Source organism: Haloferula sp. (genome assembly GCF_049672945.1).
Classification (GTDB): Bacteria; Verrucomicrobiota; Verrucomicrobiia; order Verrucomicrobiales; family Akkermansiaceae; genus Haloferula.
This window is the reverse complement of sequence record NZ_JBATWY010000112.1, coordinates 34024-60571: the sequence shown is the minus strand read 5'-3', so window position 1 is coordinate 60571 and position 26548 is coordinate 34024. Positions and strand designations below refer to the sequence as shown.

Below are 26548 nucleotides of genomic sequence, written 5' to 3'. Positions count from 1 at the left end.
GGTCACGCCGTCGGCGCGTTCACCGCCGATGGAAACCTTCAGGCCCTTGCGGGGGTTCTGCTTTAGCGCGTTTTCGACCAGATTGAAAAGAACCTGGGTCCAGTAGAAGCGATCGCCCAGAATGGTGAGGTCCTCGTCCGGCATCTCGATCATGATGCTCGCTTGCTGGCCTTGGATGACGAGTTCCAGACGTTCGAGGACGTCCTGGACGCATGAGCGCAGGCGGAAGGGTTTGATCTTGAGGGCGGCGGCTTCACCGGACTCGAGGCGGGAGATCACGAGCATGTCCTCGACGATGCGGGCAATGCGCTCGGTATGCTTGCGCATGACCTTGAGAAAGCGCCGGGTCAAGGCGGGATCTTCGAGAAGTCCGTCGTCCAAAAGGTTTTCCAAGTAGCCATTGATGATGGCTAGAGGCGTGCGGAGCTCATGGGAGGCATTGGCGACGAAATCCTTTCGAATCTGTTCGGTCTGATGTTCGTTGGTCACGTCACGGATGACCACACGGGTCGTTGGTTTTTCTTCCGGACTGCCGGAGACGCGTGCGGCGTCGATGATCCAGGCGTTGACTCCCCGCTGTTCGAGGTCGCCAAGGGGAGAAGCCTGCTGGGGAAGAATCAGGCGGAGGGTTGTGGGAGCGCCGGTGTCGATGCAGCGCATCAGGGCTTCGGTCATGCGGCGATCGAGAAAGGTCTCGGGAACGGACATGCCGACCAGTTCGCGGCCGCGGAAGAGCTGCATGGCGGCTTTGTTGGCGAAGAGAATCTGAGCTTCCGAATCCACCAGCAGGAAGCCCTCGGCGAGAGCATCGAGAAGCTGATTGCGGTCGTCGCGGGCTCGTTTGAGATCGATATCGAGTTTTGATTTCCAGATGGAAACCTTTTCCTCGAACTCGTGACGAGCCCGGCGCAGGCGTAGTGACATGAGCGCAACGGCGAGCAGTGCTGCGAGGGCCGCAGCAATGGAAATGTAGGCGAGAGATTCGGTCATCCTCAGAGGGATGAGACGCAGTAACCAATCCCGCGGACTGTTTCAACCATCGCTGCATGTTCGCCAAGTTTCTGCCGGAGTCGTTTCATGTGGGTGTCCAGCGTGCGGCTGTGGACGTCGTCGCTGTAGCCCCAGACGGTGCGCAGCAGGTCATTGCGGTCCTGGGGTTTTCCGGCACGTTCGGAGAGGAAGACCAGCAGCTTGAATTCGGTGGAGGTCAGTTCCACCGGTTCGCCCTGAAGGTAGAACTTGAGGTCATTCTTATCGAAGCGGAAGGGTCCGTGTTCGAAGGCGACGTTTCCCGGGGAGGAATCCGCCCGCTTGAGTACGGCCTGGACCCGGAGCATCAGCTCTTTGGGAGAGAAGGGCTTGGTCAGGTAGTCGTCTGCCCCGGCCTCCAGCCCCTTGATCCGGTCTTCGGTCTGGGCGCGGGCGGTAAGCATGATGACCGGGATGTTTCGGGTGCGGGCATCGCGCCGCATGTCCTTGAAGACCTTGAAGCCATCCTTGCCGGGCAGCATCAGGTCGAGGATCACCAGATCCGGGCTTTGGTTGAGAGCCATGCTGGCCCCTTCAATGCCGTCGTGGGCCTTGGAGACCTCGTATCCGGCACGTTCAAGGTTGAAGCCGATGAGGTCGGCTATGTCTCTTTCATCCTCAATGATCAGGACTCGCTGCATTCGGGGGCTTGATTAAGGCGAATTGGTCACCAGTCAAACGGGTGCTCGGTGACAAAAACGTCGCAATTGACCCCGCCCAGGTTCCCGAGGCCTAAATCGAGGCCCTCTGTTGGTGCCATTCGGCATAGATCTTCGGGGAAATCTCGGACGGTTTGATCTCCGAGCGACCTCCCCAGAAGACGTTGGTGTAGGAAACGGGGATGCCGACGGATTCGAGGTGGCGGTCGATGGCGGCCTTGTGTTCGAGCACCTTGTCCTTCTCGGTGCCGTGGACGACGCCCATGATGTTGACGTTGCCAAACTGCGGTCCGCCCTCGCGCCAGTAGGCGTGGGTCATGCAGTGGTGGCGGCCGACTTCTGCTCCTGCTTCCTGTTCGCGACCTTTCGGCACCGCCCAGTGGAAGAGGCCGTTGAAGCGGGTGACCCGAGCTCCGGTAGAGGAGGGTTTGACGTGTTCGAGGAAGGTCGAAAAGCGGCCGATGACTTGTTTTTCGTTCAGCGAGCGGGCGACATCGCAGAAGCGCTCGCGGCTGACACCGGCCTTTTCGGCGCGACCGCTCCAGGGATCGGCGATGATTTCATCAAGGGTCAGTTCTTCCTTCAGAGAAAGCAGCACGGCCCATTCCTCATCGGTAAGGTCGGCGGGGACGGTGGTCATCATCACGGCCGGCTCATCAAGTTTGGCACCGGGCTCAAGGCCTTTGCGGCGGATGTGGCCGACGCCTAGGGCGAAGACTCCGTTGGCGGGCATGAGCAGATACTCATCGGCACCGACGATGTTTTTCAACACAGTGGCATGCTCGTCGAGTGATTCACCGACGGGGACTTTCAAAGTGGTCCACAAGCGGTAACCGGAGCCAGAGACATCAGTGTCGGTGGAGCGGATGACGACGTGACCGGAGAAGGGGTCCTCTTTTGCCATGAAGTCGAAAGCGGCATTGAGCTTTTCCTCGGGGAGACGCCAGGCGACGAGGGCACCGTGGGCGAGTTTGGTGGCGAGCAGGGTTTGGCGGACGCGGCGGATCACGCCCGCTTCCTGCATCGCGCGGATGCGATCGAGGACCGTGTCGAGTTCGACGCCACTGGCTTCGGCGATAACGTGAAAGGGTTTTTCCTGGAATCCGGCGACGAGGTCTTCGGAAACGGCGAGGATCTTGGTGTTGATCGGGTCGTTGTGCTCGACGGGAAGGGTTTGCATGGGAGGAACCTAAGGAGGGATTTGGCCTACGACCACGCGGAAATTGCGCGAATCCGGGCGGGAATTCGTGACGGCAGGCGATCCTGAGGGCCGAGTCTGCGGGTTCTTGAATGCTCTTTTCGGAGCACTTGCTGCATTCGAGAGGCCCCGAGTCGCATAGGCATTACCCAAAATGGGGACAGAGGGTGGGGGTCGTCAGTTTATCGCTCATCTGAGAATTCATGCATGAATTCGCGCAAGGCATGAGGAGTGGGGAGGGTCGTTTGCCGTGATCATCCGATCATGGCAGAAGATAAGCATAATCTCTACGAGCGGATTGGTGGTGAAGAGGGCATCGAGAAGCTGGTCACGGCCTTTTACGAAAGGGTGCTGGCCGAGTCGGATCTGGCTCCGTTTTTTGAACACGCCCCAATGGACCGGCTGAAGACGATGCAGAAGGAGTTTTTCAGTGAGGCATTGGGTGGTCCGCTGTTTTTTTCCGGGCGTTCGCTGCGCCAAGTGCATGCGGGCAAAGGGATCCAAAAGGAACATCTCAGGCGTTTCGTGGAAATCCTTCTGACGACGCTGGAGGAGGAGATGGATGACTTCGGGCTGACTCGTCAGGATGTGGATCAAATCTACAGCCGAATCGCGATTGAGGCGGACCGGCTGACGGACGACGTGACCGAGTCTGGTTGATGGGCAAGAGGCCTTTGTCTTTTCTTTGGGAAGGCGAGCTGATCGGGGCGTTTGCGTATACTTTGACTCCTCGGATTGTGGTTGAGGATGTCGATGAAACTCGGGCTGAGCTGCCCGCGATCAAAGCGGAACCTTCGGCGATTCCGAGGGCGGCTCCGGGGCTCTGAACCGCAGGCTTTCGAGGGAAGGCGGTTTGAATAAGGAGACGATTCGTGCATGATTCCTGCATGGCGAAGAAGATTACCCTGGAGTTGGATGCTTACAAGAAGCTCCACGCTGCGAAGAGAGAACGTGAGTCCTTTTCGTCAGTGGTGCAGCGGGTCGTCATTCCAGATGCGCCGAAATCAGGATCGGAGTTGGTGGCCCTGATCCGTAGTCGCGGTCCGCTTTTTTCTGAAAGCGAGTTGGATGAACTGGAGAGGATCGCGAATCATGACTCTCCGCCAGACAACCCGTGGGACAAACGACATGTGGATTGCGTCGTCGGCCTTAGCCAATGATTTGTCAGTCTTAACCGCACACGTCGCCGAGTCTTCGCGAGTGAAGGGACTGGACGTGGTTGGGTTATGAGATGGTAGCTGGCAGGATCAAAGCTGTGCCTTCAGCCATTCGAGTGCCTGATCACGATCTGTAAGGCGGCCTTCGAGTTGCTCGATCTGGGCGGCTTCGAGGATCTCCTTGAACCGGGGGCTGGGTGTCAGGCCTTGGTCGATGAGGTCACGGCCGGTGATCAATGGCGGTGGGATGAGGGGTTCATTGGCGAATTCCTCCTGCTTCTCGATGAGGTAGTCGAGATTGTCGGTGAAGCCGTTGGATGAAGCGCAGTCGACACGGTGAAGTTCGAGTTCCATCGGGAAGGTCGGCTCGGACATGAAGCGTTTGACCTTGGCAGTGCGCATCAGCTGCACGTTCATGAACTGCATGTGGCGGGAGACTGCGAAGCTGACGTCCTCGATGACCTGGTTGGGATACTTCAGGCGGCGCAGGATTTCTTCGGCCATGGTGGCTCCTAGAGCGTCGTGGCCATTGAAGCGAATCCTCTGCTCTTCCGTATCGAAAGTCTGAGTGGGAGGTTTGGCGATGTCGTGAAGTAGCACCGACAGGCAAAGCTCGAGTGGCGCATCGGGGCCGAGCATGTCGAGCATGATCCGGGTGTGAATGTAAACATCGCCTTCCGGATGCCACTGTGGGGGCTGTTCGCAGCCAATCAGGGCGAGCACTTCGGGCATGAAGCGGGCGATCAGGCCCGATTCGACGAGAAGGTCGAGACCCTTGGCGCGATTGGGACAGGTGATGATCCGGGAGAACTCATCGCGGATTCGTTCGGGCGAGATACGATCTAACAGGTCTGCATGAGCGGTGACCGCCTGCCAGGTGACGGGGTCGATGGTGAAGTTAAAGCGGGTGGCGAAGCGGATGGCTCTGAGCAGTCTCAACGAGTCCTCGGTGAATCGTGCGACGGGATTGCCAATGGCGCGGAGGGTGGCGGACTTGAGGTCGTCCTGTCCGCCGACGAAGTCGATGACCTTTCCGCTTTCGGGATCTTCAAAGAGGCCGTTGATGGTGAAGTCGCGGCGTTGGGCGTCTTCTTCGGGCGATGAGAAGGCGACCGTTTCCGGGCGTCGTCCGTCCTTGTAGGAACCGTCGGTTCGGAAGGTGGCAATTTCGATGTGGTGCCCGTGGTGGCGGACGATGACGACACCGAAATGGGCACCGACTTCGTTGGCTTTGGGAAAGATCGTGAGGACTTCAGCGGGAGTGGCCGAGGTGGCGACGTCGTAGTCCTTTGGCTCAAGGCCGAGGATTTTGTCGCGAACGCAGCCGCCGGCGAAATACGCGACATGTCCAGCGGCGGCCAGTTTGCGGGCGATCTCGGTGGCGGATTGACGCGGTGTGATGAGGACGGACATGGCTTTCCGAACCACGGATGACATGAAACGGGCGAATCGAGAACGTAGAACTTGGGCAAACCGTGCCGAATTTGCCTTTCACTTGAGGGGGCTGGGGCTTAGCGATGGGCATGGGCGAGGGGCCATCGGCATTGAATGAGGTTGTTGAAGTCTTCGAGGAGAATTTTCGGAGTCGTGGGGAGCTTGGAGCATCGGTGAGCATTTGGTGGCAGGGGCAGGAGATTCTTTCGCTGGGGCAGGGCTGGTGTGACAAGGAGCAGACGCGGAAGTGGACAGCGGACACACTCATTCCGGTCTATTCCGCGACCAAGCCACCGGCTGCGGCGAGCTTGCTGATGGCGCTTGAAAGAAAGGGGCTCGGCGTGGAGACGCGGATACGCGAAGTGTGGAGGCGCTTTCCGCTGGCGGAGGCGAGTTTCGGCGATCTGCTTTCCCATCAGTGCGGGCTCTCGGCCCTGGATCAAAAAGCGAGTATCTGGAAGCACGAAGAGGTTGTGTCAGCAATTGAAGCGCAAGAGCCTGCCTGGCGGCCGGGGCAGGCTCATGGCTACCATGCGCGAACTTTTGGTGCCTTGGTTGATGAACCTGTTAGGCGACTGACTGGTAAGACACTGGGTCAGTTCTGGTGGGATGAAATTGCGGCACCGATGGGTTTGTCTTTCTGGATCGGACTGCCGGAGAAGGAGTGGCCGCGGGTTGCGAAACTCTATCCAGGGAGGGCGTCGGCGGGTGAATTTGCGAGTGGTTTTTACCACGAATTCAACCGCGAGGGGAGCCTGACACGCCGGACCTTTGGTTCTCCCTTGGGATTGCGATCGGTCCAGGAGATGAACACCTCGAAGGCATGGGCAGCGGGTTTGCCAGCGTCAGGTGGGATTGGAACGGCTGCGGCATTGGCGAAGTTTTATCAGGCGGCGATTGGGGCAATTGAGAGTCCCTTGAGTGATTCTGTTAGACACGCACTGGCAACGCGTCGTGTGCAGGGGGATGATCAGGTGCTGATCCAGCCGACGGCGTTTTCGGCGGGGTGTCAGCTCGATCCGGTGGAGCAAGATGGGTCGAAGGAAAGAATGCTCTACGGGCCGGATACCGAGGCCTTCGGGCATCCGGGAGCGGGGGGGAGTCATGCCTTCGGGGATCCGGAGATCGGTCTGAGCTTCGCTTATACGATGAATCAGATGGAGCTCAATGTGATGCCCGGGAGGCGCTGCACGACGCTGGTGGATGCGCTTTTTGGGAAACTTTAAGTTCTAAAATCTAAACCCCAAGATTGAGGGCTTCCCCCCGATGGGTCAAAAGCTATGATTACTTCATGAATTTGAAGAAGGCAATTCATGAGCCTGCGTTTCTGGGCAGGCGAATCAGCGGGTTCATGATTCAAGTCCGCCTTCTCCTTGGTGTCGTTTTCTTATTCGCACTCGGTGCCTGCAGTCAGGAGTCGAGCGAGACCGTTGAATTAGGAAGTGAAGTCGTTGAGGCTTCCGATCTTTCAGTGGAAGAACTCGGGAGGGAGACTGAGGAAATGTTCGCCTTGTATCAAACCCTTGAGGCGAGTGCGGAGGAGGTGATGGGGGCTGAGAAGTTTGACAAACACTTTGAGCCATATGCGGTAGAAAACAAAAGGGTGTTGGCGCTGCATGGGCCGGTCTTTCGGAGGGAGTTGGTAAAGAAGCTGGAGCAGGCGGTAGAGGTTCGGATTACCGAGCATTCGGACCGGGAGGATTTCATTCTACCGGATCTGAGTATACCTGAGAAGGTGCCTTCATACGAATACCGCTCAGTGACTTTGGATTCGTCTCAGCGCTTGGCACTTCTCGAAGGGGTTCGGTCATTGAGTGGTGTGACTGACGAGGGGACGGCTTGTCCTTTCGTTGCTCATCATCGAATCGATTTGATCGGGGAGGATGGAGATAGCAGCCGTATTGAAGTTTGCTTCAAGTGTGGGGAGTTTTACTGGGATGAAGTGAATCTGTTTGCTCCCCAGGGCTTGATTGAGGTGATTCGGGATGCCGTGATGAAGGCGGGTCTGAAACCTGTTAGGGATTGGCAAGCCCTTGCAATTGAGCGAGCAAAGGAGGACTGACGACTAGGTGTTGTGGGTAGGTTGGGGCCTTCGGGATTGAGGCGTCGCCACGCGACGCGGGGAAATGGGTTGATGGGGGCCGTGGGTTGAAACCCACGGCTATTATGGAAGGTCGCTTCGCGACAGGGGATCTCCTCGGTTGGTTAAGGGAGGCTTTGGATGGGGTTTTGTGGGATTTTGAAGATCGCGATGTGGCGGTCGACGGATTTTCCGGGGACGTCGGGGAGGGCCCGGCTTTGGGGGTGGCGGATGCTTGTTAGGAGGGTGGCTCCAAGTTGTTTGAGGCAGGCGGTGGCGAGTTCGTGTTCGCGGTCGAAGTAGGAGGTGATGGCGAGCAGGCCGTTGGGTGCCAGGGCGGTGAGAGCATTGGTGTAGAGCTCGGTCCAGACGGAGACGTCGGTCCAGAAGTTCTGATGGCGGACGAAGATGAAGTCGAAGGGCGGGAGCAGTTTCATCCGGTCGGTGTGGGAGGCATCGGCGACGCGGAAGTCGAGGTCCCATTCGTATGGGGCGGTGGGGATCCAGCGTGCACGGGCTTCGTTGATCTCGGGGGCGCGGAGGTCGATGCCGAGGTAGAAGAGCCGGGTCGCTTTGGGAGAGAGGCTTTTGAGGAGGATCCCGGTTTCGTCCGCACGGCCGCAGGCGAGGTTGAGGATGGTGGGGCTTTCGGGTGGGTGCCAGGCGGCGGTCCGGAGGGCGATGGCGAGCAGGCTCGAAAGGCGCTCGATATCGCCGTCGATGCCCGGGTAGCTGAAAGGTTTGGCGGGGAGCATGGGGATGGGCGGAGCTTGGGGGAGCGCGGATTGCTTGGATAGAATGGTTTCGGGTCCGGTGACGACAAAGTCTAACGATTGGGTCCCTCTTTGCTGGATTTCCCTGAAGATGCTTTCATGCTGCGCGCATGTCATCGGTGCCACCTTTCATTGGAATTGAAGTCGCAACGGGCATCGCGCGCAAGTTCGCGGTCGAAGGGAAGTTGACGAGTGCCGAGGACATCGAGACCGGGCACATCAACTCGACGTGGCGGGTGGCTTTCGAATCCGAGGACGGGCAGCGCCGACGCTATATTCTGCAAAGAATCAACGGGGTGGTGTTCAAGGATCCGATGGCGGTAATGAGGAATGTCGACCGGGTCACCCGGCACATCAACGAGCGGGTGATGCGGACGAAAAAGGATCTCAGTGGTCAGACATTGGCGCTCTATCCGGGGCGGGACGGGAAATTCTGGGTCGTCGATGAGAGCGATGGCATCTGGCGTTGCTACAATTTCATTGAGGGTTGCCGGACCTATGATGTGGTCGAGACCCCAACCCAAGCCTACGAGGCGGCGCGGGCATTTGGGGCTTTTCAGGATTTGGTGAGTGACCTTCCGCCTGCTGAGTTGGAAGAAACCATTCCCGGTTTCCACGACACCCGAGCGAGGTTCGACCGCTTGGTGGCCGTGGCCGAAGCCGATCCTTGCGGCAGGGCAGCGAGCGTCGCCAGCGAGCTTGAATTTATCCGCGAACGGGAAGCTCAAGTTGATCGTGTGGTTGAACTGATCAAAGAGGGTGAGGTTCCGCTTCGGATCACTCACAACGATACCAAGATCAACAACGTGATGATCGATGAGGAAAGTGGGGAGGCGGTTTGTGTGATTGATCTCGATACCGTGATGCCCGGTTCGGTGCTCTATGATTTCGGCGATCTGGTGCGCACTTCGGTGAGTCCCGCAGCCGAGGATGAGAAGGACCTTTCGAAGATTGAGGTAAGGATGCCGGTCTTCAAGGCCTTGGTGGAGGGGTATCTGAGTAGCGCAAAATCGTTTCTCAACCCGGTTGAGTTGGCCAATCTTGCGTTCTCGGCAAGGCTCATCACGCTGGAGGTGGCGATTCGCTTTCTAACGGATTATCTGGAGGGTGACCTCTATTTTAAGGTGCAGCGTGATGGTCACAATCTGGTGCGATGTCGTGCTCAATTGAAGCTTCTTGAGTGCCTTGAGGCGAAAGCCAAGAGCATGGAGAAGGTGGTGAAGGGGCAGATTGAGGTGGATCTTGGCGAGCCCTGAGTGCACGAGCTACGGGGCCGGTGCGGCGCCGTTTCTGAGCGTCATTACGCTTTCAAGGTGGCGGGTGTGGGGGAAGAGATCGAAGGGTTGGACTTTTTCGAGCACGAAGCCGCCTTCGGTGAGGATGGCGAGGTCGCGGACCTGGGTGGCGGGGTTGCAGGAGACGTAGACAACCCGGGCGGGGCCGAAGGTGATGAGTTGATCGAGGAATTCCTGAGAGCAGCCTTTGCGTGGGGGATCAATGACGATGGCGGTCTCGGCAGCGGGAAAATCGATGTCCTTGAAGATGGCTTCGGCCGAAGCGGCGAGGAAGGTGGTGTTGGTGATGCCGTTGGTTTCGGCATTGCGGCGGGCCCAGTCGGCGGCGGTTTCACTGACTTCGACGCCGGCGACCTTTTCAAAGTACTCGGCAAGGGTGAGAGCGAAGAGGCCGGATCCGCAGTAGGCATCTACCAGGTATTTCGTATTTCCAGCGGAGGCCTCACGGGCGACGTGGCCGGTGAAGTCGGGGAGGATGTAGGGGTTGTTCTGAAAGAAGTCACCGGCGAGGAAGTCGAAGGAAAGGTCTCCGACCTTTTCCGTAGCGACGGCATTGTGGTTGGTTTCGACGCGGCCTTCGGTGGCGCGGAGGAGAAGGGTGGCTCCTCGTTTGTAGGACTTCGCGCGCTGGCGGGTTTCGTCGCGTATTCTTGGGAGGGCCTTGTTGATTTCCTCCATCGCGATCGGGCACTGAACGACATCGATTTGTCCGGAGCGGCGGCCGTTCGGCAGGAAGCCGATCGGGCCGATCACGTCGTTCTTCGGGCGATCGAAGTGGGGGGTAATCTTTGAGCGGTAGTTCCAGAGCTTCGGCGAGGGATGGCAGGGCAGGACCTCGTGTTTGATGCCGGCCATGTGCTCGAGGAGTTCGGTGACCTGGCGGGTTTTCCAAGCGAGCTGGGCTTCGTAATTGAAGTGCTGGTACTGGCAGCCGCCGCATTCACCGAAGAGCGGACAGCCGGGTTCGGCACGTTCGGGGGAGGCTTCGAGGACTTCGAGCAAATCGGCTCGCGAGTGGTTCTTGTCGTTGCGAAAGATGCGGATGCGGACTTTCTCGCCAGGGAGGCAGAAGGGAACAAAGACCACCCAGTCCTTGCTGTCGGATCCTTCCGGGTCGTCGTCAGGGATTGCCACGCGGGCGATGCCGTCGCCGAGGTTGGTGAGGGAATCGATGGTGACTTCGAGTTCCTGATGATATTCGAACGGATGGGGATGAAATTTCTTCGGCGGGCGTGGCACGGCTTGGGTTTAGGCGAGATCGTGGAGCTTCCAAGCGGGAAGTGAACTTGCGGGAGGGGCGAGTTGATGTCAGGGTGTGGAGATGAAGGCGCTTTGGATCCTGATCTTGGCGATACCCTTGATGGCGGCCGAGCCGGGGGAGACGGAATGGTATGACTCAGAAGGGAAGTTGGTGCTGGTTGAAGGTCCTGATGCCGTCCCGGCCGAGGTGCCCTTCGTGGCGGAGTGGCGACAGCGTGAGATTGATCGTCGTGCGCGGTATCAGGGGGAATGGAGTAGTGAGATCTGGCCCGTCTGGGGTGGGAACGGCTACCCGAGGCGTTGGAATTATCCCTACCGATATGGGCGGAATTTCGGATTCTATCCGAAAACGAGATTCTACGGCGGTTACTTTCGTTCCTGCCCAACGCCCTATCGTGGCGGTGCCAGCGTGATCATTCGCTGGTAGCCTTTTCCGCTTCCGGAGGATTGGCGATCACCGTGGACTGGCTGCCGTCGAGAGGGCCGACGGTGGGTTTCATGTCGCGATCGGTGGGCATGGCGGACAGACCGGAGGGGTCAAGTAGGCCGTCATTGGGTTTAAAATTCGGGAGTCCATCCAGAGAGGGTTCTTCTTCGGGCTTTTCCGCCACGGCCGGGGCCGTCGGTTGCTCCACTTCTTCGACCATGACTGCCTTGGGAGCGCAGGAGCCGAGCAGCACGATTGCGGTGGCGGGAAGAGCGAGAAACTTCATGGACGGAGGAACTTGGATGGAGCCGGCGAAGTTGGCAAGTGGGGAGCCGAAAGACCTTGAGGCGTCGGATTCAGGGCGTCTCAGCCCTTGTTTCGAAGCTCGTCCAGCCAGTCGGCAATGTCGGCGATGACCTTTTCCTTCACCGAGTCATACATCAGCAGGTGATGGCCTTCCGGGTAGAATTTTCGAGTCAGGTCGGTCGACTCGGGAATGTGGGAACTGAAGGCCTTGACGTCATCCGGAGTGGTGAAGAAATCCTGACCTCCGTAGAGGACGAGGGTCGGAACCTGGTACTGCGAAGCGCATTCGGGCATTTCCTCGATCATGTCGCCGAGGGTGACGAGGAGTCGCAGGGTGTGGCGGTCGACGTGCCACGAGTTGGTTTCCGATTGCTCGGAGTGAATGGTGTCCTCGGTCATCTGCACCGGTTCGCCGCCGGAGAGGGCTTCGAGTGAAACCCGGGCGCCGGGTGCGAGCTTCGAAACGCCGCGGACGAGTTCCTTCTTCCATTTCGGGAAGTCGTCGCGGATTTTCACGACGGGTGAGGTGACGCCAATCGCATCGCAGGGAGCCTCGCCGCCGTTGGCGACGACGTCCCGGTAGGTATGGGAAAGAATGAGCGATCCCATGCTTTCTCCGAACCAGACCACGCGTGCGCCGGGGTGCTCTTCGCGGACCAGATCCGTGAAGGCGAGCAGGTCGCGCGACCAGTTGGCGGGATCATCAATGTCGCCGCGCCGCTCCTTCAGGGGGTCCCGGCCCTGGCCGCGGACTTCGTAGGCATAGACCGCTGTGTCGGGTTGATTCTTGAGAAGATGATTCGCCAGATTCTCGTAGTCGATCGAAGCGCCGCTGAAGCCATGCAGGCCAATCAACACGGTGTCGGGTTCGGCCGTACTCCGCACCCATTTGCGGTACTGAAAAGTTTCGTTGCGGACCTTTTCTGCCGGACTGTGTTTGACGAGAGTGTACGACGGCGCGCAATTCGCGGCGAGCAGTGCGATTAGCGGAGCGGCGGCGAACTGAATCAACTGCATGGGACGGTGCCGTGTCATCTGTCGGCAGTATCGCCCGCAAATCCCTGCAAAGCAATGGCAGGTTTGCGTCGCGAGAAATTAACTTTTTGACACAAAGTAAAGATTTCGGCATGGATCGTTGCCGTTATGAAGAACTTGATAGCGCTTTGCATGATGGTGATTGGTCTGGCTGCATCTGTTTCGGCAGAAACCTTGCGACCGGGGGATGCGATTCGGCTGACGCTGCGTGGGGTATCCGCGGAGGAGCAGCAGAAGATCAATGGCGAGTACACGGTCGGTGATGACGGGCGGGTGAGTTTGCCGCTATTGGATCATCTGGTGCGTGCCAGTGGCTTGAGTCCTAACGGTTTTGCGCGAGCCGTGGAGAAATCCTACAAGGATGGCGGCATCTATGCCTCTCCGGCGATCGATGTGGTGGCGCTGAAAGGCCAGCAGGCCACCGGCGCGGTGATCAGCGTTGGAGGACATGTCAAACGCGCGGGTCAGGTTCCTTTCCGACAGGGGATGACGGTCATTCAGGCTTTGGACGCGGCGGGTGGACGGGATTCGTTTGGCGGACGGAACGTGCTGCTGCTGCGCGACTCGAGACAGTACTGCCTCGATTTCAAACAGCTGACCCACAAGAGCATCACGCTGCGGGCGAATGACACGCTTCAGGTCGAAATGAAGGCCGCCTTGATTGATCGCTGGAAAGGAAGCGATAAAGCGGTCAGGGCCCTGATGCCGAATTGAGTCGCCGACTCTCTTCAGAGATCGATGCTGTCACCAATCGGTGGTAGTAGCAATTCGACACCGCGCTTGGCGAACTCGCCCTTGGCGGCGGTGTGGTCGATCTTGATCGGTGGGAAGGTGTCGTAATGGACGCCCACGGCCTTCTTGATGCCGGCCCACTCCGCGGCGATCGCGGCGTCGGAGGGTCCCATCGTGAAGTTGTCACCGATGCATAGCACTCCGAAATCGAGGCGGTGAAACTCGCCAATCAATTTCTGGTCGGAGTGCAGCGCGGTATCGCCGGAGACATAGAATGATGACTCCGGGGTCTCGATGATGAAGCCGCCGGGGTTTCCTCCGTTGCTGCCGTCCGGCAGGCAGGAGGAATGGATGGCGTTGACGTATTTGACGCGTCCGAAAGGGAAGTCGAAGCCGCCGCCATGGTTCATTGGATGGGCCTTTTCAATGCCCTTGCCCGTGAACCAGGTGACGATTTCAAAGTTGGAGACCAAAGTGGCGCCGGTGCGCTTCAGGATCTCCTCTGCATCGGCGAGGTGGTCTTCGTGACCGTGTGTGATGAGCACATAATCCGCGCCGACTCCTGCGATATCGATGTCCTTCGCCAGTTCGTTTGGCGTGATGAAGGGATCGAAGAGCAACTTGGTTCCGTCGGCGAGTTCAACGCCGAAACAAGCATGACCGTAGTAGGTGAGTCGGGACACGGGAAGAGTGGGCTTATTGTCCTGGCATTGGGAACGGCATGCCACCGGGATGGGCGGGAGCCGGTGCGTCCTTGATTTCGACGAGCTCGAGATCGAAGATGAGAGTCTGATTCGGTCCGATATCGGCCGAACGACGTTGCTCACCGTAGGCCAATTTGCCTGGGACGAAGAGCCTCCACTTGGCACCGACAGGCATCAGGGTGAGGGCTTCCTTGAAACCTTCGACGACCTGCATGGTCATCGGGATCGGCTCACCTTCGGGCGACGCATCAAACTCGGTGCCATCGATCAGCGATCCCTTGTAGTTCACCATGAACTGCTTCTCAGGCTCCCCTTCTTTCGGAGCGACATACTTGGTGTCGCCGCCCTTCTCGAGGACCTGATACTGAAGTCCGCTTTCGGTGGTGATGATGCCCTCTTTTTTGGCATTTTCTTCAAGGAAGGCAGTGCCTTCCGCGAGGTTCTTGGCGCCGATTTCCTTCTCGCGCTCCTGCAGCATGTTGCCGAGGGCCTGCATCGCCGCGCCGAGCTTTTCCACGTCCAGTCCAGGCTCTTCGCCCTTGAAGCCGGTCAGGAAGCCTTCGAAGAATTTTTCGTTGTCGATGTCGTCGACGGTGACGCCGAAATTGCCCCAGCGCTGTCCGAATTCACCGCCGGTGCGGTAGCCGAGTCCATAGGACGAATCGCTCTTCATGACGGCGGGATCCATGGGAGGAGCCGTGGCCGGCGGGACCTGCACAGGTGGCGAAACGGCCTTCGGTTTTTCCGCGGGGGGGGTTTCTTCAGCGCTTGCAGCCATCGATGCGGCAAGGCTGAGAGCCAGGACGCCAGGAATGATTTGAGGTTTCATGTCGACGGGAGGCTAGGGGCGATCCCGGAGGATGCAAGAGGCGAGTGTGCGGCGAAAGGGACCCTTTTGACAGCCCTGCGAACGGGAGAAAGCGGCCGCGCGGGAGCGGTGTCTCCAGCCGTGACTCACTTGATCTTCACCAGCTTGGTGATGCGGCCGGTTTGGTTCCAGTCCTCGACATAGAGGTTGCCGTCCTTGTCGAAGGAGAGGCCGTGGGGCGCGGTGAAGATGCCGGTGCTCATGTCCTTCGCTTCGACCTTGAAGTTCGCCCACTGCTTCTTGTTGGGGTTGTCGCCAAGAAACGAGACGGGGGTGCCTTGTTTGTCGAGAATGGTAACGCGGGCTTCGAGTTCGGCGACGGCGCAGTAGTCGCCGAGAATGGAGACGGCGCAGGGGCGACGGAGATTGGTGGCGTATTCGCCGATCCAGTTGCCATCGAGGTCGGTGTGGATGAGGCGGCGGTTTTCGCGATCGCAGATCAGCAAGCGGGGGGCATCGAAACGGAGGTCGACCTTGAGGCCATGGCAGGTGTTGGTGGCGACCTTGTGGCCGTCACCTTTGCCACCGAAGCTCTTGATCAGTTTGCCGCTGGCATCGAACTTGTGAATGAAGTTCGCGCCGTAGCCCATCGAGCAGAAAATGGTGCCATCGGGTGCGACGGCGACGCCAGTCAGGCCCTTCCAGCCACCTTGGATCGGGCCCATGGTTTCCTTGGAGATCTCCAGCAGCGTTTTGCCTTCGGTATCGATTTTGACGACCCGAAGTGGTTTGGGGCCTTTCAACTGGGCACCATAGATGACCGTTTTGCCGTCTTCCTCGGCGATGTCCATGGCGTGGAAGCCGCGACATTCGGGAGCGATGCTTTTCACCAGCTTGCCGTCGGGTTGATAGACGAGGATCGCGTGTTCGGCATCGGTCGAGGCGTAGATCAGGCCGGTCTTGTCATCGACGACCACGCCGCCGTGGGTCGGGCCGATGTTCTTGCCTTCGGGGAGCTCGCCCCAGTGGGGGACGGCTTCGAAAGTCCATTGGCCGTTGCCGGTGCGGACGGCGGTTTCGGGTCCTTTGCCGGGAGCCTTGCCTTCTTCCGGGTGGGCGAAGGCGAGAGCGGGGAGAAGGAGGAAGGTGACGAACTTCATGGGGCGGAGTGAAACTGAGAGGGGCGATAGGGGGAACTTTAAAATTTGCGCTCTTGATTTGAGGTCTTCAGGCCCAGGAAACGAAGAGAACGAAGTTTGGAGATTTCTACGGATTGACGGTGAGAGTAGGGTTTCGGGGATGAGTGAGGAGAAGGTTTCCGTCCGTCGAGTTTTGATCGCAGTTTTTGGAGGTCTAGTGGTGCTTGGCTTGATGGGATGGGTTGTTGTCCAGAGAGCGGTTAGGGTTAATAGAAAACCTAGCGGTCAAATGATGGCGTCATCGCTGGCCTCGGCAGTTGAGAATTTCTACGGCGAGTATAATCACCTTCCGGATGTAGGCGGGGATCGGGTTCAAACCGATGGGCCTGCAGGTGAGAAACTATTGGAGATTTTGCTGAATATGGAAGGTTCTCTGCCTGAGGCTCAAAATGTGCGATCCGTGATCTTCCTTCAGGGAAAGGAGGCAAAGGGGGGCAAAGATGGGATTGCTTACACTGCCGATGACTCGCCGGAAGGGCTTTTCGATTCGTACGGCCGACCTTACACCGTGATTCTCAATTCGGATAAAAAGGATACGCTTAAATTCCGCTACGGTGATCAGACGATCAGGTTGAGAGGTAAGCAAGCGGCCGTTTGGTCGGTAGGAAAGGACGGGATCGAGGGGACGAACGATGATGTGAAGTCGTGGAATTGATAAGAGCATGGCCGCTCCTTGGTATGGGAGCATCGAGGTTGTTCAATCCGCCTGAAGGCGGGACTACGAGCGCTTTCCGGCGGAGCCCTTCGTCTGCTAGGCCTTCTTCTTGCGCTTGTGGCGGAGGGGCTTGGCGTGCTGTTTAGCAGCCTTCTTCGCGGCCTTCTTTTGCGGGCGCTTTGACGAACGGGCCCCCTTGGTGGACGACTTGTCCTTATCGTGATTCCCCTTGCTGGCAGTTTTCGAGGGGCGGCGGTTGCTGTTGCTGCGGGAGCTGCGACCTCCGGTGCCGACGGCTTCGCCGGAGATTTTGAAGTCCACGAAACGGCGCTCGTGATCGATGTTGGCGACTTCGAGTTTGATGCGTTGACCCATCTGGAACTGGCGGCCGCCGGGGCCGACGAGGCGGGCCTGGCTTTGCTCGAACCGCCAGGGGCCTTGCGGGAGGTCCTCGCGTTTGATGACGCCGCGGGTGCCAATCTCGGTGGCTTCGACCATCAGGCCCATGCTGCGGACTTCGGTGATGAGGCCTTCGAAGATGACGGGTTTGTCGGCTTTCGAACAGCGATCAAGATACTCGAGCATCTTGATGTTTTTCGACTCGTTTTCGGAATCGGCCGACGCGCGCTCGGTGTCGGAGATGTGGCGGGCGATGTCGTGAAGCTCGGACTGACCGAAGGTCTTGTCCGGGTGCTTCGGGGCGTTGTCGAGGAAGGGCTGTAACGCGCGGTGGATGATCAGGTCGGCGTAGCGGCGGATCGGCGAGGTGAAGTGACAGTAGTTACTCTTCGAGAGGCCGTAGTGACCGAGTGGATCGGGCGAGTAGGCGGCGCGTTTGAGTGACTTGAGCAGGCCGATCTTGATGGCGTGCTCGTCGGGCTTGCCCTTGGCGGCATCGAGTAGTTCCTGAATATGCCTTTTGTTGGTCAGATCACCGAAGCTGTAGCCGAAGGCTTTGGCGGTCTCGCCGTATTCAAGCAGGCGAGCGGCTTCGGGTTCTTCGTGAATGCGATAGATCGCGGGCTTGTTGCGCATCTTGATGATGCGGGCCACCGATTCGTTGGCGGCGAGCATGCATTCCTCGATGAGCTGGTGGCTTTCGGTGTGGATGACCTTTTCGATCCGGTCCGCCTTGCCCTGATCGTCGAGCCGAACCCGGACTTCGGGCATTTCGAGGTCGAGTGCTCCGTCGTCGAAGCGCTTTTTGCGCATGCGGGAAGCCATTGCCCAGGCCTCCTTGACCATCTCGACGAGCTCCTGAGGAGAATCCTTCGGCGCCGGTTTGCCATCGAGAATTGTCTGGGCTTGTTCGTAGGAAAGTTTCGACCGGGAGTGGATGACGGCATCGCAGAAGCGTGACTTGATCACCTTGCCCTGACGGTTGACGTCGAGGATGGCGCACTTGGTGAGGCGGTCGGCAAAGGGTTTGAGCGAACAGAGGCCGTTTGAGAGCTCAACGGGGAGCATCGGGATCACCCGGTCGACGAGGTAGGTCGAGTTGCCGCGTTCGATGGCTTCCTTGTCGAGTGAAGTACGAGGTTTGACGTAGTGGGAGACGTCGGCGATGTGGACGGCGAGCTGCCAGCCGTTCTTGGTCTTGCTGACCCAGATGGCATCGTCGTGGTCCTTGGCATCGCCGGGGTCGATGGTGATGACGAGGCGGTCGCGCCAGTCTTCGCGGCGTTTGATTTCCTTGGGGTCGACCTCGTCGCCAAACTGGCGGGCTTCGCTGAGGACTTCGTCCGGGAACGAGGTCTTGATGCCGTTGCGGTGGATGATGGCGAGGATGTCGACGCCGGCTTCGTCGGGCCAGCCGAGGACTTCGATGACGTGACCGCGCGGCGGGACACTTTCGTAGTCGTCGATCGCGACGACGACCATCTGGCCGGCGCGGGCGGTGTTGTCTCCGATGACATCGACTCTTCCGTTCATTGCCGGGTCATCGGCGATCACCCATGAATTTTTGCCTTTGGCGGCGCTGTGGAAGGCACCGACGACTTTGCCTGAGCGGCGGTCGATGACGTTTTCGACCTTGGCGCGGGTTTCCGGCTCGGCGTCGCGATTGCGGCGGAAGTCCTTCGAATCGGGGCGCGGCTGGTGGAGGGACGCGAGGACGCGGTCGCCATCGAGGGAGTTTCCGGTATCGCGACGGGGGACGTAGAGGCGGGAATTTTTTTCCAGATCGATTCCGGAGGCCTTGTTTTCGGTATCGGCCTGATCGGGGAAGAACCAGGCATCCCCCTTTGGAGTGAATTTCACGGTGCCGCGCAGCTGGTCGCCGGTCGAAGAGGGGGTCTGGTAGCGGTTCTTGTTGCCGAGGACGATTTTTCCAGCCTTTTCAAGGGCGGAGAGCTCCCTGCGAAGGAGGGAACGCTGATGAATCGGGACTTTGAGAGCGCGGGAGAGGTCCGATTTGTTCATCGGACGGTAGTTGCTCGAGCGCATCAATTCGAGGATGCGGTCGGGCAGGGAAGCTTGAGACATAACGGATATTGGTGTGGGTACAGGGAGCCGGCAACGCGAATCGATGGATTCTCACGGCTCAAATGCCGATGGCGCCCTGTCTCAAGAGATTTGAGATTTTTTGAAAACGGGCGCTTGCCAGACCGGGAAGCTGGCAGTATGTATTTACGTTGTCAAGGCTAAGCAAAAGCGCGTTGCCAGACTCGGGCCGATGCGGTTTCTTTTCTGAACATCACCAACTAATCTTATGAAAAACCATTCAACTTCCCATCGTACCAAGGGCTTCACGCTGATCGAGCTGCTTGTCGTCATTACCATCATCGCCGTCTTGGCGGGTCTCAGCTTTGCCGGAGTGAATCTGGCGATCAAGAAGGCCAAGAAAACTGAGGGGCTGGTCATGGCCAACGGACTGGCTTCGGCGGTCGAGAACTTCTATGGGGAATACAACCGTTTGCCGGAAGTGGGCAGCAGCGAGCTGCAGACCGATGGCGATGGGGTCAAGCTCCTTGAGATCCTCCTGGGCATGGAAGGATCCGGATCGGATGTGGAGAATACCCGGGGTGTTGTTTTCCTTCAAGGTAAGGAAGCCAAGGGCAAGAAGGGTGGGATCGACTACGGCAGTGGAGACACCGTCAACGGACTCTACGATCCCTTCGGCAATGGTTACACGGTCGTGCTGAACAACGATTACGAAGACACCTTGCAGTTCAGTTTCGGTGGTCAGCAGGTGAGGCTCCGTGGCAAGCAGGTTGCGGTCTATAGTTTTGGTGGCGATAAGAAGCCCAACACGCCGGACGACATCAAGAGCTGGAACTGATCGAGCGTTGTTTGCAGTGTAATTTGCAAACCCCGACCGGTGAGAACGGGTCGGGGTTTTTCTTTGGAAGGAATTTTCGGATAAATGATGATGAACAAGGCCTATTGCTTCCAAGATTGCCATCGATTGAGGAAGAGACGGCACGAAACGGGCTTTAGTTTAATAGGATGAAAACCACTGAGACTTTGATCGGCATGACGAGATCGTCACCGCGATGGCTTCGCAACTGGATTGATTGCCGTTGATTCAGAGTGCGACCAAGCTTCCCAGGATCAGTTTTATTCTTCTCAAACCACCCCTCTATTTTTTGTGACTCATTTCCGAAATCCATCGAGAGATCGCCATTCGGCGGGCTTTACGCTGGTTGAGATCATCACCGTGATCGGGATCATCGTGATCCTGGTGGGGATTTCTCTGACGGTGATCGGCAACACGGGTGCTGCGGCCCTGAGAACGGCTGGAGAATCGTTCACCGCGATGGTCGAACAGGGGCGGACTTCTGCAATTACCCGCAGGCGGGATGTCGCCCTGGCGGTGTTGGAGCCCGGGCAGGGAGGGTTCACGGATGGAGTTTGCCGGCTTGGGCTCTTCGAGATCGAGGGTGAGACCGACGATGGGACGCTCGAGGGCCGCTTGCTTCAGAGGTGGGTGAAACTTCCGGGTGGAATCGCATTTTTCGGTGGCGAAGTGGATTCGCTGGATAACTTTCGGGATGGAAATCCAATAAGCATTGAGTGGAATGATGGAAACGAAATGGCTGACGTTCACGCGCTGGTTTTCACCGCTCGCGGTGGTCTTTCGGTGCCGCAGGGATCTCAATCCGTGGTCGTCAGGATCGGCCGAGGCACCTACCGCGATGGTTCAGCCGTGCCGTTCGAAGGAGGAGCAAGCCGCACCATTCGCATCGGTCGAGTGGTCGCCCGTCCATGGCTGATTGACCTATGAAAAAGCGTTCCAGTCATCGTTTGCATGCTTCCGGCATTTCGCTGGTCGAGACGATCGTTTCGATGGGGGTGCTGGCTGTGGTCATCCCGCTGGTGCTGGCAGCGATCTTGAAGGCGGGAGTCACCGGAAGCTCGGCGCGGGCGGAGACTCGGGCTCCAGCGATCGCGGACTTCTGCATGGTGGAGCTGAGAGCGGCACGGGAGGGAACTTCGGAGTATTTTCCAAAGGTCGAGGCTGGGGCGGCATTTGGAAGCAGCGGAAGTTTCATGGGCCTCGGGTTTGGTCGAGATGGCGCGGTGCTTGGCGATGTGACCCGAGCGCAGTTTGACGAGGGTCTCGCTGAAATCGGAAACGAGCAGGTTTACTATGTGGCGAGAATTTCCGGGAATGTGGACACGACGAGTCGGGAAGTCGACTTGGTGACGGTCACCGTTGACGTCGAGTACCCTGCGACGAAGTCTTCGGATAAACGGTCGAAGGCGAGTTTTCACACCAAATTGCCATGAGGAAGCCGAATGGATTTACTTTGATCGAGATGCTCGCTTCGACGGGGATCGGAGCGATTGTCTTGCTGCTGGCGGTTGCTTCTCTGAGCACGACGGGCGAGCAGTATGGGCGGAGTACGGATGGTGTGGCGGCGGAGCGGGAATCGCGCGCGGTGCTCACTCTGGTCGCCGAGGACATGTCGAAGGCATCGGCCGGTATTTTGGAGATCGAGGAATCGACCGACACGTGGCGGAAGGATACCTTGGGATTCACTTGTTTGCAGCCGAGCGATGCGCAGTCGGAGAGCGAGGCGATCGGGGATTTGTGTCTGGTTTATTACTATGTGAAGGACATCGAACTGGGTCGTGATACGGTGCGTTGCCTGATGCGTGGATTCCGTAGCAGTGACGAGGTTTTTAGTAGTTTGAGGAACGGCCGGATTGAGGAGCTCTACGAGGAGCGCGTTGAAGACGAGCCGGTGTCGTTCGGTGTGTTGTCGTTTGAAGCCGAAGGATTGATTCGTGGGGAAGACGGGACGTGGGAGGATTGGGAGCAGACGGACGACGATCCCCTCTCGGAGATGCCCGACGTGATCCGTCTGAAGCTCGTGGTGGCCCGGCGTGAGCTCGCTTCCAAGCTCAGGACGACCGCTGACTGGGACAGCAGTCCTCTGCTAGGAGATTCGGATGAGGCGGATCGCTCGGATCAGCTGGAAATATATCAAATCATTCACCCCTTTGGACATGCGCGCTGAAATTAGAGAAAGTCACCGAGATGGATTCACGCTTGCGGCCGTTCTTGTCGTGATGGCGGCGATGCTGTTGATGGCGGTGGGTGTATTGGCGGTTGTGGGGATCGAGCGCAAGACGGCGCGATCCTATCTCGATGCCAAGCGTGCGGAATGGGTGGCGCGTGCGGGGATGGAGGATGTGAGGGGTCTTTTGCGCGAGCAGACCGCCAATGACGATTACCTGATTCTCTCCAAGTCGTTGGAAACTGGCGACACCTCCAAGGAAGATTTGGATTATCTTTATCTCGCTCGTGGAATGGGCGGGGGAACCGATGTCAGCTACGACCTTATTCCTCTCTTTTCCTCGAATGCGGGAAGGGAAACGGTGACGGACCTCAGGGAACTTCCTGAACCGAACACGGGGACTGGGAATTCGCCGCTGGAAGTTGAGGTCTTGCCTTGGGCGGACGAGGCATCGGTCGCTTGGATTCCTGTGGAGGATGAAGAAGGTCGCATGGTCGGGCGCTATGGCTACTGGGTGGAGGATTTGCAGGGACGGCTTGATCTCAATGGTGAAGGAAGTGCTTGGGACGACGAGATGCTCGCGCGGGTGGAGTGGCCGAGTCCGGCTGCGGCGGTCAAACTGGAGCCCGAGGGTCCCGGGGTTGAGATGGCTCTGCATGTCCTCGATCCGGATTTGGAAGGGGACGAAGATAGTAGTGATCTCGATGACAAGCTGATCGAGGGTCGTCCAGTCATGCTTTCCCCCAATTCGACTCTGGCGGCCGCTGGTTTTGAGGCCCCTCTGGAACGCAACGAAACGGGCGGTTTGGTGGATTTGAAAGCGGATGCCGTCGAGCGTCATACGATCAACGAACTCTACCCTTACACGGAGCAGGCGCTGATTCCGTTCTCTCCCGGAATTGACGAGGCGGTCGCGGGCAGGCCGAAGCTTAACCTCAACGAGCTTCTGGTGAAGCCGCGGTCCCAAGCGATCGATGAGTTCAAGCAGCAGATCGAGGATGCCCTGCCCGAGTTCGAAGAGCGCCGCGGTGCCTTTCCGGATGACTACTTGGGAACTCTGGCGGCGGGGGCTTTTGATTATGCCGACGCTGACAATGATGCGACGATCGAAGCGGGCATTCGCGGACTGGATGGGTATCCGCTTCTCAGCGAAATTTTCCTTCAAATTCACTTTCGTGGTTTGGAGCTGACGGATGACCGCAAGTATCTGCTGTGGACGATGAAGCTCTACGCGGAGGTATGGAACATGACCGACAAGGAGGTGAGTGGTGAAGTGCAGGTCAGCTACGAGAACGGGCTGAGTACGACGGGTATAGGAGCTCTTCCCCAAGGCCAGCGTTTCGATGATCCGATCATCATGAACAATCCTGAGCGGGCGACTCATTCCTTGGTTGAGATCGACGGGCGATTCTGGTCTCCCCCGCTTCAGATGTCATTGCAGCCGGATCAATATGAAACAAGAGAGTTCGCGTCCGTGGAATACCGTCTGGACGTCGGTCCACGGTCGGGTCCGGGAAGTGTCTTCATCACCTCGTTTTCGCTTATTGAACCCATGGGCGCGTCGGGAATTTCGCTCCGTTGGAATTCCGAAGACGTCGATCGGGTCGACAAGATCATCAGGTATTCGGTCGGTTCGAGTGAGGCGGACTTTAATTTCAATGCAGAGCGGGCCAAGTATGTCACCAAAGCTGCCATTTCGGGTCACAGTTTCGGGCCGTATGGAGACTTCGTGAACAACATGGGGGATCCAAGAATCGCCAACTACATTCGTAGTCCCAGGTGGCCGCTCGGGCTCAACGCTTATCCTGAGAATGCGAGTCCGAACCGGAGGAACATCAGGCGAGGAACCATCTATGATCGTGACACCAAGAGCAAGAGGTCGACCTACGGCAGGGTGCTTCCTTCCGAGTGGCCGGACGGTGGACATGATTCGGACGTGGGCACTTGGAGTGTCTCCGGCAACGACTCGACTTCACCCGTTTCGAGTGCCCTGATCGGCAAGCCGCCGACTCCCGAGGTGGAGAATGCCGTGCAGCGTCTGTCGAACGAAGGACGATTTTTTTCGGCGGCGGAACTGGGGCGGGTATTTGATCCGGTGATGTGGTGGCCGACTTACAGTGATCTCGACGGTGATTCTGGAAGTGGTCGGGATGATACGGAAACCCTTGCTCCGATTCCTCCGAAGCGGGGAGGCAATATGCCATCCGGCCGTGACCGCTGGCCACGGGTGGCGCTTGAATCCTATCCGAGCGACATGCACGGCGGTGGCAACACGCTGGCCATCGGCAGCATTGAGCATCCTAGATTTGACAATCCGGAACAGCACGCAGCCAGGTTGCTTGACCTTTTCCATGTCGGGATTCCCCAGTCCGATGATCAGGAAGAGAGGGAAGGTCCGGTGATCAATGTTGATGGGAAGGTGAACTTGAACACCGCAAGCGAGGACGTGCTCAGAGTACTGGCAGCTGGCAATTTGAAGCAGGATCCGAAGCTCTCCAGAGTCTTGCGCGACGACCATCGGGGGGCACCCCAGATGAGGAGGTGGACGAAGGAGATCGACTTGGGAACGCCGACTCGTGAAAGGGCGGCCGACTTGGTGGCGGAGGCGATCGTCGAGTCTCGACCCTTCACTTCAGCCTACGATCTGGCTAGAATTCGCGAGTATTTGGGCGATCCGGACGATGAATCTGCACCTAAGGTTTTCGGAAACCGCGAAATGTACTCCCTCGGCGACGAGATCGAGTGGAACGATGCAGCGGCGGAAGAGCTCTTTGCCCGGATGTATGAGGGAACAACGGTGCGGTCCCGGAATTTCAGGGTCTGGGTGGTGGGTCAGGCGGTGGCGCCACTGGCTGCGGGGTCGACTGTCGAACCTGTGGTTTTGGCGGAGTCGCGCAAGGTCTTTACCGTCTTTGCTGATCCGGGTGAGAGGAACGATGTTGGAGAGATCGACGAACTGAACTACTATCCGCAGATAAAACATGAGAACGATTTTTAGCATCGCCGTTTTTCTCAGTCTTTCGATTTTTGCCGCTGCTCAGGAGCAGGATAGGAACAAATATGGTTTCATCCGCCTTGTGAATGCGGTTGCTCCTGGCGAAGGACCGGTGGAGTTGCTCTTGAACGGGAACAATCTTTATCCGGACGGTTATCAGCTTGGTGCCGCCACGGGTGGGATGGGTGTCGAGCTGGGACGCTGCAAGGTCGTGGTGCAACGGGAGGGTTTGGAGCCGGGTGAGACCAAGGTGGAGATCGAGGCTGGGGAGACGACGACAGTGATACCCTTTGCGGAACGAGTTCCGGCGACCGACGACAAGCCGGCCCACTGGCAGATCAGGATCCTGCGCTTGAAGCAGAAGGCGCAGTCAAAGGAACGTGAAGCCACTTTCATTTCGGTCTCCCGTCAGCCGGAGATTCAGGTGGAAATGAGGGACCCCGAGGGAAATTGGTCAAAGCACATCGTGAAGCGATTCATGACCACATCAGCGCCCATGAAATATCCGGAAGGCTATGTGCCTCTCCGCTTGGAGAGCGGGGACCTGCCATCGATTCCCGTCCTGGACATCGGCAACTACGTCGTTGTGCTCTACGATGATCCGGAAGGCAACGTGAAGGCTCTGAACTTCCGCGATTTCCACCATCTAACCGCGGAGTAGCGCGCTCGGTTTATTTTTCCCAGACCACCTCGTCCGCCGGGAACCGGGCCTTGGGTCTGGTAGCGGAACGGTCATCAGATGCCCGGTAGCCGACGGCGCAGGCGACACAGGTGGCGTAGCCGCTTCCGGCGAGACCCAGTTCGTGATCGTAGCCCGTGGGGTCGATGCCTTCGAGCGGACAGGTGTCGACACCGATGGTGGCGGCTGCGGCCATGAATTGGCCGAGGGCGATGTAGGTTTGGCGAATGTTCCAGTTGTGGCGGGCCTCCGGTGACATGCGCTGGCAAAAGCCCTCGACGATGCCGGCATAGCCTTTGAGTTCTTCCGGCGTCTGCCCTTGAACTTCGGCAAGGCGGTCGACCCAGCGTTTGATGTCCTCGGGCGCCATGTCGGTGCGGCTGGTGAAGACGACGAGCTTGTCGGCAGCGGTCACTTGGGACTGTCCCCATGAGTTCCCGCGGAGTCGCTCACGGATTTCCGGATCGGAGACGACGATGAATTTCCACGGTTGGAGGCCGAAGGATGAAGGGGCGAGAACGAGGCTGTCGAGCAGGGCCTGCCAGGCGTCCGCGGGAACGGCTTTTTCGGAGTCGAAGGACTTGGTGGCGTAGCGCCAATTGAGGGCGGAGGTGAGTTCGGCAGGCGTCATACGATGGGATGGATGGTGGTGTTGCCC

The 26548-nt window shown here is 58.4% G+C and carries 27 protein-coding genes; 14 read left to right on the top strand and 13 right to left on the bottom strand.

Features of this window, described 5'->3' with window-relative positions:
- The 3 genes from WBG04_RS09990 to WBG04_RS09980 all read right to left on the bottom strand — a co-directional run.
- The coding region (locus WBG04_RS09990; RefSeq protein ID WP_424314271.1) for a sensor histidine kinase at window positions 1-990 on the bottom strand (990 nt) is incomplete at its 3' end.
- Window positions 991-992: 2 nt separating this feature from the next.
- On the bottom strand, window positions 993-1670 hold the full coding sequence (locus WBG04_RS09985; protein WP_424314270.1) for a response regulator transcription factor: 678 nt from the start codon (window positions 1668-1670) through the stop codon (window positions 993-995).
- 91 nt (window positions 1671-1761) lie between these two features.
- Window positions 1762-2868: an Lrp/AsnC family transcriptional regulator gene (locus WBG04_RS09980; RefSeq protein WP_424314269.1), complete on the bottom strand. Its 1107-nt coding sequence runs from the start codon at window positions 2866-2868 to the stop codon at window positions 1762-1764.
- A gap of 282 nt (window positions 2869-3150) precedes the next feature.
- Here WBG04_RS09980 and WBG04_RS09975 point away from each other — a divergent pair, with 282 nt between their 5' ends.
- Both WBG04_RS09975 and WBG04_RS09970 read left to right on the top strand, forming a co-directional pair.
- On the top strand, window positions 3151-3546 hold the full coding sequence (locus WBG04_RS09975; protein WP_424314268.1) for a group I truncated hemoglobin: 396 nt from the start codon (window positions 3151-3153) through the stop codon (window positions 3544-3546).
- Window positions 3547-3773: 227 nt separating this feature from the next.
- Window positions 3774-4046 (top strand): antitoxin VapB family protein, encoded by a 273-nt coding sequence (locus tag WBG04_RS09970; protein ID WP_424314267.1) that lies wholly within the window; start codon window positions 3774-3776, stop codon window positions 4044-4046.
- Between the two features lie 87 nt (window positions 4047-4133).
- Here WBG04_RS09970 and WBG04_RS09965 read toward each other — a convergent pair whose 3' ends face one another.
- Window positions 4134-5456: a CCA tRNA nucleotidyltransferase gene (locus WBG04_RS09965; RefSeq protein ID WP_424314266.1), complete on the bottom strand. Its 1323-nt coding sequence runs from the start codon at window positions 5454-5456 to the stop codon at window positions 4134-4136.
- A 110-nt stretch (window positions 5457-5566) separates the two neighbouring features.
- Here WBG04_RS09965 and WBG04_RS09960 point away from each other — a divergent pair, with 110 nt between their 5' ends.
- Window positions 5567-6703 (top strand): serine hydrolase domain-containing protein, encoded by a 1137-nt coding sequence (locus tag WBG04_RS09960; protein ID WP_424314265.1) that lies wholly within the window; start codon window positions 5567-5569, stop codon window positions 6701-6703.
- Between the two features lie 125 nt (window positions 6704-6828).
- Window positions 6829-7539, top strand: coding sequence for a hypothetical protein (locus tag WBG04_RS09955; RefSeq protein ID WP_424314264.1), 711 nt, complete (start codon window positions 6829-6831; stop codon window positions 7537-7539).
- Between the two features lie 143 nt (window positions 7540-7682).
- Here WBG04_RS09955 and WBG04_RS09950 read toward each other — a convergent pair whose 3' ends face one another.
- Window positions 7683-8312, bottom strand: a complete 630-nt coding sequence (locus WBG04_RS09950; RefSeq protein ID WP_424314263.1) for a hypothetical protein — start codon at window positions 8310-8312, stop codon at window positions 7683-7685.
- Window positions 8313-8440: 128 nt separating this feature from the next.
- On the opposite strand from WBG04_RS09950, the gene WBG04_RS09945 reads away from it, so the two are divergent.
- Window positions 8441-9586 (top strand): phosphotransferase enzyme family protein, encoded by a 1146-nt coding sequence (locus tag WBG04_RS09945; RefSeq protein WP_424314262.1) that lies wholly within the window; start codon window positions 8441-8443, stop codon window positions 9584-9586.
- A 9-nt stretch (window positions 9587-9595) separates the two neighbouring features.
- On the opposite strand, the gene WBG04_RS09940 is transcribed toward WBG04_RS09945, so the two are convergent.
- Window positions 9596-10864 (bottom strand): class I SAM-dependent RNA methyltransferase, encoded by a 1269-nt coding sequence (locus WBG04_RS09940; RefSeq protein WP_424314261.1) that lies wholly within the window; start codon window positions 10862-10864, stop codon window positions 9596-9598.
- An 82-nt stretch (window positions 10865-10946) separates the two neighbouring features.
- Here WBG04_RS09940 and WBG04_RS09935 point away from each other — a divergent pair, with 82 nt between their 5' ends.
- A complete protein-coding gene (locus tag WBG04_RS09935; RefSeq protein ID WP_424314260.1) occupies window positions 10947-11312 on the top strand; it encodes a hypothetical protein in 366 nt (121 codons plus the stop codon).
- On the opposite strand, the gene WBG04_RS09930 is transcribed toward WBG04_RS09935, so the two are convergent.
- Window positions 11299-11598: a hypothetical protein gene (locus WBG04_RS09930; protein WP_424314259.1), complete on the bottom strand. Its 300-nt coding sequence runs from the start codon at window positions 11596-11598 to the stop codon at window positions 11299-11301. The genes WBG04_RS09935 and WBG04_RS09930 overlap by 14 nt on opposite strands.
- 80 nt (window positions 11599-11678) lie before the next feature.
- Window positions 11679-12653 carry an alpha/beta fold hydrolase gene (locus WBG04_RS09925; protein WP_424314258.1) on the bottom strand — a complete coding sequence of 325 codons (975 nt, stop codon included), beginning with the start codon at window positions 12651-12653 and terminating at the stop codon, window positions 11679-11681.
- Between the two features lie 108 nt (window positions 12654-12761).
- Between WBG04_RS09925 and WBG04_RS09920 the strand changes: the two genes are divergently transcribed.
- On the top strand, window positions 12762-13367 hold the full coding sequence (locus WBG04_RS09920; protein WP_424314257.1) for a polysaccharide biosynthesis/export family protein: 606 nt from the start codon (window positions 12762-12764) through the stop codon (window positions 13365-13367).
- A 14-nt stretch (window positions 13368-13381) separates the two neighbouring features.
- On the opposite strand, the gene WBG04_RS09915 is transcribed toward WBG04_RS09920, so the two are convergent.
- From WBG04_RS09915 to WBG04_RS09905, 3 genes are all read right to left on the bottom strand, one after another.
- A complete protein-coding gene (locus tag WBG04_RS09915) occupies window positions 13382-14068 on the bottom strand; it encodes a metal-dependent hydrolase (protein ID WP_424314256.1) in 687 nt (228 codons plus the stop codon).
- A 13-nt stretch (window positions 14069-14081) separates the two neighbouring features.
- A complete protein-coding gene (locus WBG04_RS09910; RefSeq protein ID WP_424314255.1) occupies window positions 14082-14918 on the bottom strand; it encodes an FKBP-type peptidyl-prolyl cis-trans isomerase N-terminal domain-containing protein in 837 nt (278 codons plus the stop codon).
- Between the two features lie 125 nt (window positions 14919-15043).
- Window positions 15044-16057, bottom strand: coding sequence for a 6-bladed beta-propeller (locus tag WBG04_RS09905; RefSeq protein WP_424314254.1), 1014 nt, complete (start codon window positions 16055-16057; stop codon window positions 15044-15046).
- On the opposite strand from WBG04_RS09905, the gene WBG04_RS09900 reads away from it, so the two are divergent.
- Window positions 16056-16751, top strand: a complete 696-nt coding sequence (locus WBG04_RS09900) for a hypothetical protein (RefSeq protein WP_424314253.1) — start codon at window positions 16056-16058, stop codon at window positions 16749-16751. The two genes, WBG04_RS09905 and WBG04_RS09900, sit on opposite strands and share 2 nt — an antisense overlap.
- Window positions 16752-16847: 96 nt before the next feature.
- Here WBG04_RS09900 and rnr read toward each other — a convergent pair whose 3' ends face one another.
- Window positions 16848-19235, bottom strand: coding sequence for a ribonuclease R (gene rnr, locus WBG04_RS09895; RefSeq protein ID WP_424314252.1), 2388 nt, complete (start codon window positions 19233-19235; stop codon window positions 16848-16850).
- 226 nt (window positions 19236-19461) lie between these two features.
- Here rnr and WBG04_RS09890 point away from each other — a divergent pair, with 226 nt between their 5' ends.
- From WBG04_RS09890 to WBG04_RS09865, 6 genes are all read left to right on the top strand, one after another.
- The gene (locus WBG04_RS09890) at window positions 19462-20031 is read left to right on the top strand and encodes a type II secretion system protein (RefSeq protein ID WP_424314251.1); all 570 of its coding nucleotides are present in this window, start codon (window positions 19462-19464) and stop codon (window positions 20029-20031) included.
- A 309-nt stretch (window positions 20032-20340) separates the two neighbouring features.
- A complete protein-coding gene (locus WBG04_RS09885) occupies window positions 20341-20976 on the top strand; it encodes a prepilin-type N-terminal cleavage/methylation domain-containing protein (protein ID WP_424314250.1) in 636 nt (211 codons plus the stop codon).
- Window positions 20973-21482, top strand: a complete 510-nt coding sequence (locus WBG04_RS09880; RefSeq protein WP_424314249.1) for a type IV pilus modification PilV family protein — start codon at window positions 20973-20975, stop codon at window positions 21480-21482. The genes WBG04_RS09885 and WBG04_RS09880 overlap by 4 nt, the downstream gene beginning before the upstream one ends.
- Window positions 21479-22216: a PulJ/GspJ family protein gene (locus WBG04_RS09875; protein WP_424314248.1), complete on the top strand. Its 738-nt coding sequence runs from the start codon at window positions 21479-21481 to the stop codon at window positions 22214-22216. The genes WBG04_RS09880 and WBG04_RS09875 overlap by 4 nt, the downstream gene beginning before the upstream one ends.
- A complete protein-coding gene (locus tag WBG04_RS09870) occupies window positions 22206-25214 on the top strand; it encodes a type IV pilus modification PilV family protein (protein WP_424314247.1) in 3009 nt (1002 codons plus the stop codon). The genes WBG04_RS09875 and WBG04_RS09870 overlap by 11 nt, the downstream gene beginning before the upstream one ends.
- The gene (locus tag WBG04_RS09865; protein ID WP_424314246.1) at window positions 25198-25872 is read left to right on the top strand and encodes a hypothetical protein; all 675 of its coding nucleotides are present in this window, start codon (window positions 25198-25200) and stop codon (window positions 25870-25872) included. The genes WBG04_RS09870 and WBG04_RS09865 overlap by 17 nt, the downstream gene beginning before the upstream one ends.
- Window positions 25873-25882: 10 nt before the next feature.
- On the opposite strand, the gene WBG04_RS09860 is transcribed toward WBG04_RS09865, so the two are convergent.
- Window positions 25883-26521, bottom strand: a complete 639-nt coding sequence (locus WBG04_RS09860) for an NAD(P)H-dependent oxidoreductase (RefSeq protein WP_424314245.1) — start codon at window positions 26519-26521, stop codon at window positions 25883-25885.
- Between the last annotated feature and the right edge of the window lie 27 nt (window positions 26522-26548).

What these genes read in the sequence shown, in the direction of transcription:
- WBG04_RS09905 (WP_424314254.1), bottom strand. Translation starts at nt 16,057, where the DNA reads ATGAAGTTCGTCACCTTCCTCCTTCTCCCCGCTCTCGCCTTCGCCCAC.
- rnr (WP_424314252.1), bottom strand. Translation starts at nt 19,235, where the DNA reads ATGTCTCAAGCTTCCCTGCCCGACCGCATCCTCGAATTGATGCGCTCG.
- WBG04_RS09965 (WP_424314266.1), bottom strand. Translation starts at nt 5,456, where the DNA reads ATGTCCGTCCTCATCACACCGCGTCAATCCGCCACCGAGATCGCCCGC.
- WBG04_RS09925 (WP_424314258.1), bottom strand. Translation starts at nt 12,653, where the DNA reads ATGACACGGCACCGTCCCATGCAGTTGATTCAGTTCGCCGCCGCTCCG.
- WBG04_RS09880 (WP_424314249.1), top strand. Translation starts at nt 20,973, where the DNA reads ATGAAAAAGCGTTCCAGTCATCGTTTGCATGCTTCCGGCATTTCGCTG.
- WBG04_RS09920 (WP_424314257.1), top strand. Translation starts at nt 12,762, where the DNA reads ATGAAGAACTTGATAGCGCTTTGCATGATGGTGATTGGTCTGGCTGCA.
- WBG04_RS09875 (WP_424314248.1), top strand. Translation starts at nt 21,479, where the DNA reads ATGAGGAAGCCGAATGGATTTACTTTGATCGAGATGCTCGCTTCGACG.
- WBG04_RS09930 (WP_424314259.1), bottom strand. Translation starts at nt 11,598, where the DNA reads ATGAAGTTTCTCGCTCTTCCCGCCACCGCAATCGTGCTGCTCGGCTCC.
- WBG04_RS09945 (WP_424314262.1), top strand. Translation starts at nt 8,441, where the DNA reads ATGTCATCGGTGCCACCTTTCATTGGAATTGAAGTCGCAACGGGCATC.
- WBG04_RS09970 (WP_424314267.1), top strand. Translation starts at nt 3,774, where the DNA reads ATGGCGAAGAAGATTACCCTGGAGTTGGATGCTTACAAGAAGCTCCAC.
- WBG04_RS09960 (WP_424314265.1), top strand. Translation starts at nt 5,567, where the DNA reads ATGGGCGAGGGGCCATCGGCATTGAATGAGGTTGTTGAAGTCTTCGAG.
- WBG04_RS09975 (WP_424314268.1), top strand. Translation starts at nt 3,151, where the DNA reads ATGGCAGAAGATAAGCATAATCTCTACGAGCGGATTGGTGGTGAAGAG.
- WBG04_RS09985 (WP_424314270.1), bottom strand. Translation starts at nt 1,670, where the DNA reads ATGCAGCGAGTCCTGATCATTGAGGATGAAAGAGACATAGCCGACCTC.
- WBG04_RS09860 (WP_424314245.1), bottom strand. Translation starts at nt 26,521, where the DNA reads ATGACGCCTGCCGAACTCACCTCCGCCCTCAATTGGCGCTACGCCACC.
- WBG04_RS09910 (WP_424314255.1), bottom strand. Translation starts at nt 14,918, where the DNA reads ATGAAACCTCAAATCATTCCTGGCGTCCTGGCTCTCAGCCTTGCCGCA.
- WBG04_RS09870 (WP_424314247.1), top strand. Translation starts at nt 22,206, where the DNA reads ATGCGCGCTGAAATTAGAGAAAGTCACCGAGATGGATTCACGCTTGCG.
- WBG04_RS09935 (WP_424314260.1), top strand. Translation starts at nt 10,947, where the DNA reads ATGAAGGCGCTTTGGATCCTGATCTTGGCGATACCCTTGATGGCGGCC.
- WBG04_RS09865 (WP_424314246.1), top strand. Translation starts at nt 25,198, where the DNA reads ATGAGAACGATTTTTAGCATCGCCGTTTTTCTCAGTCTTTCGATTTTT.
- WBG04_RS09900 (WP_424314253.1), top strand. Translation starts at nt 16,056, where the DNA reads ATGGGGCGGAGTGAAACTGAGAGGGGCGATAGGGGGAACTTTAAAATT.
- WBG04_RS09955 (WP_424314264.1), top strand. Translation starts at nt 6,829, where the DNA reads ATGATTCAAGTCCGCCTTCTCCTTGGTGTCGTTTTCTTATTCGCACTC.
- WBG04_RS09980 (WP_424314269.1), bottom strand. Translation starts at nt 2,868, where the DNA reads ATGCAAACCCTTCCCGTCGAGCACAACGACCCGATCAACACCAAGATC.
- WBG04_RS09890 (WP_424314251.1), top strand. Translation starts at nt 19,462, where the DNA reads ATGAAAAACCATTCAACTTCCCATCGTACCAAGGGCTTCACGCTGATC.
- WBG04_RS09950 (WP_424314263.1), bottom strand. Translation starts at nt 8,312, where the DNA reads ATGCTCCCCGCCAAACCTTTCAGCTACCCGGGCATCGACGGCGATATC.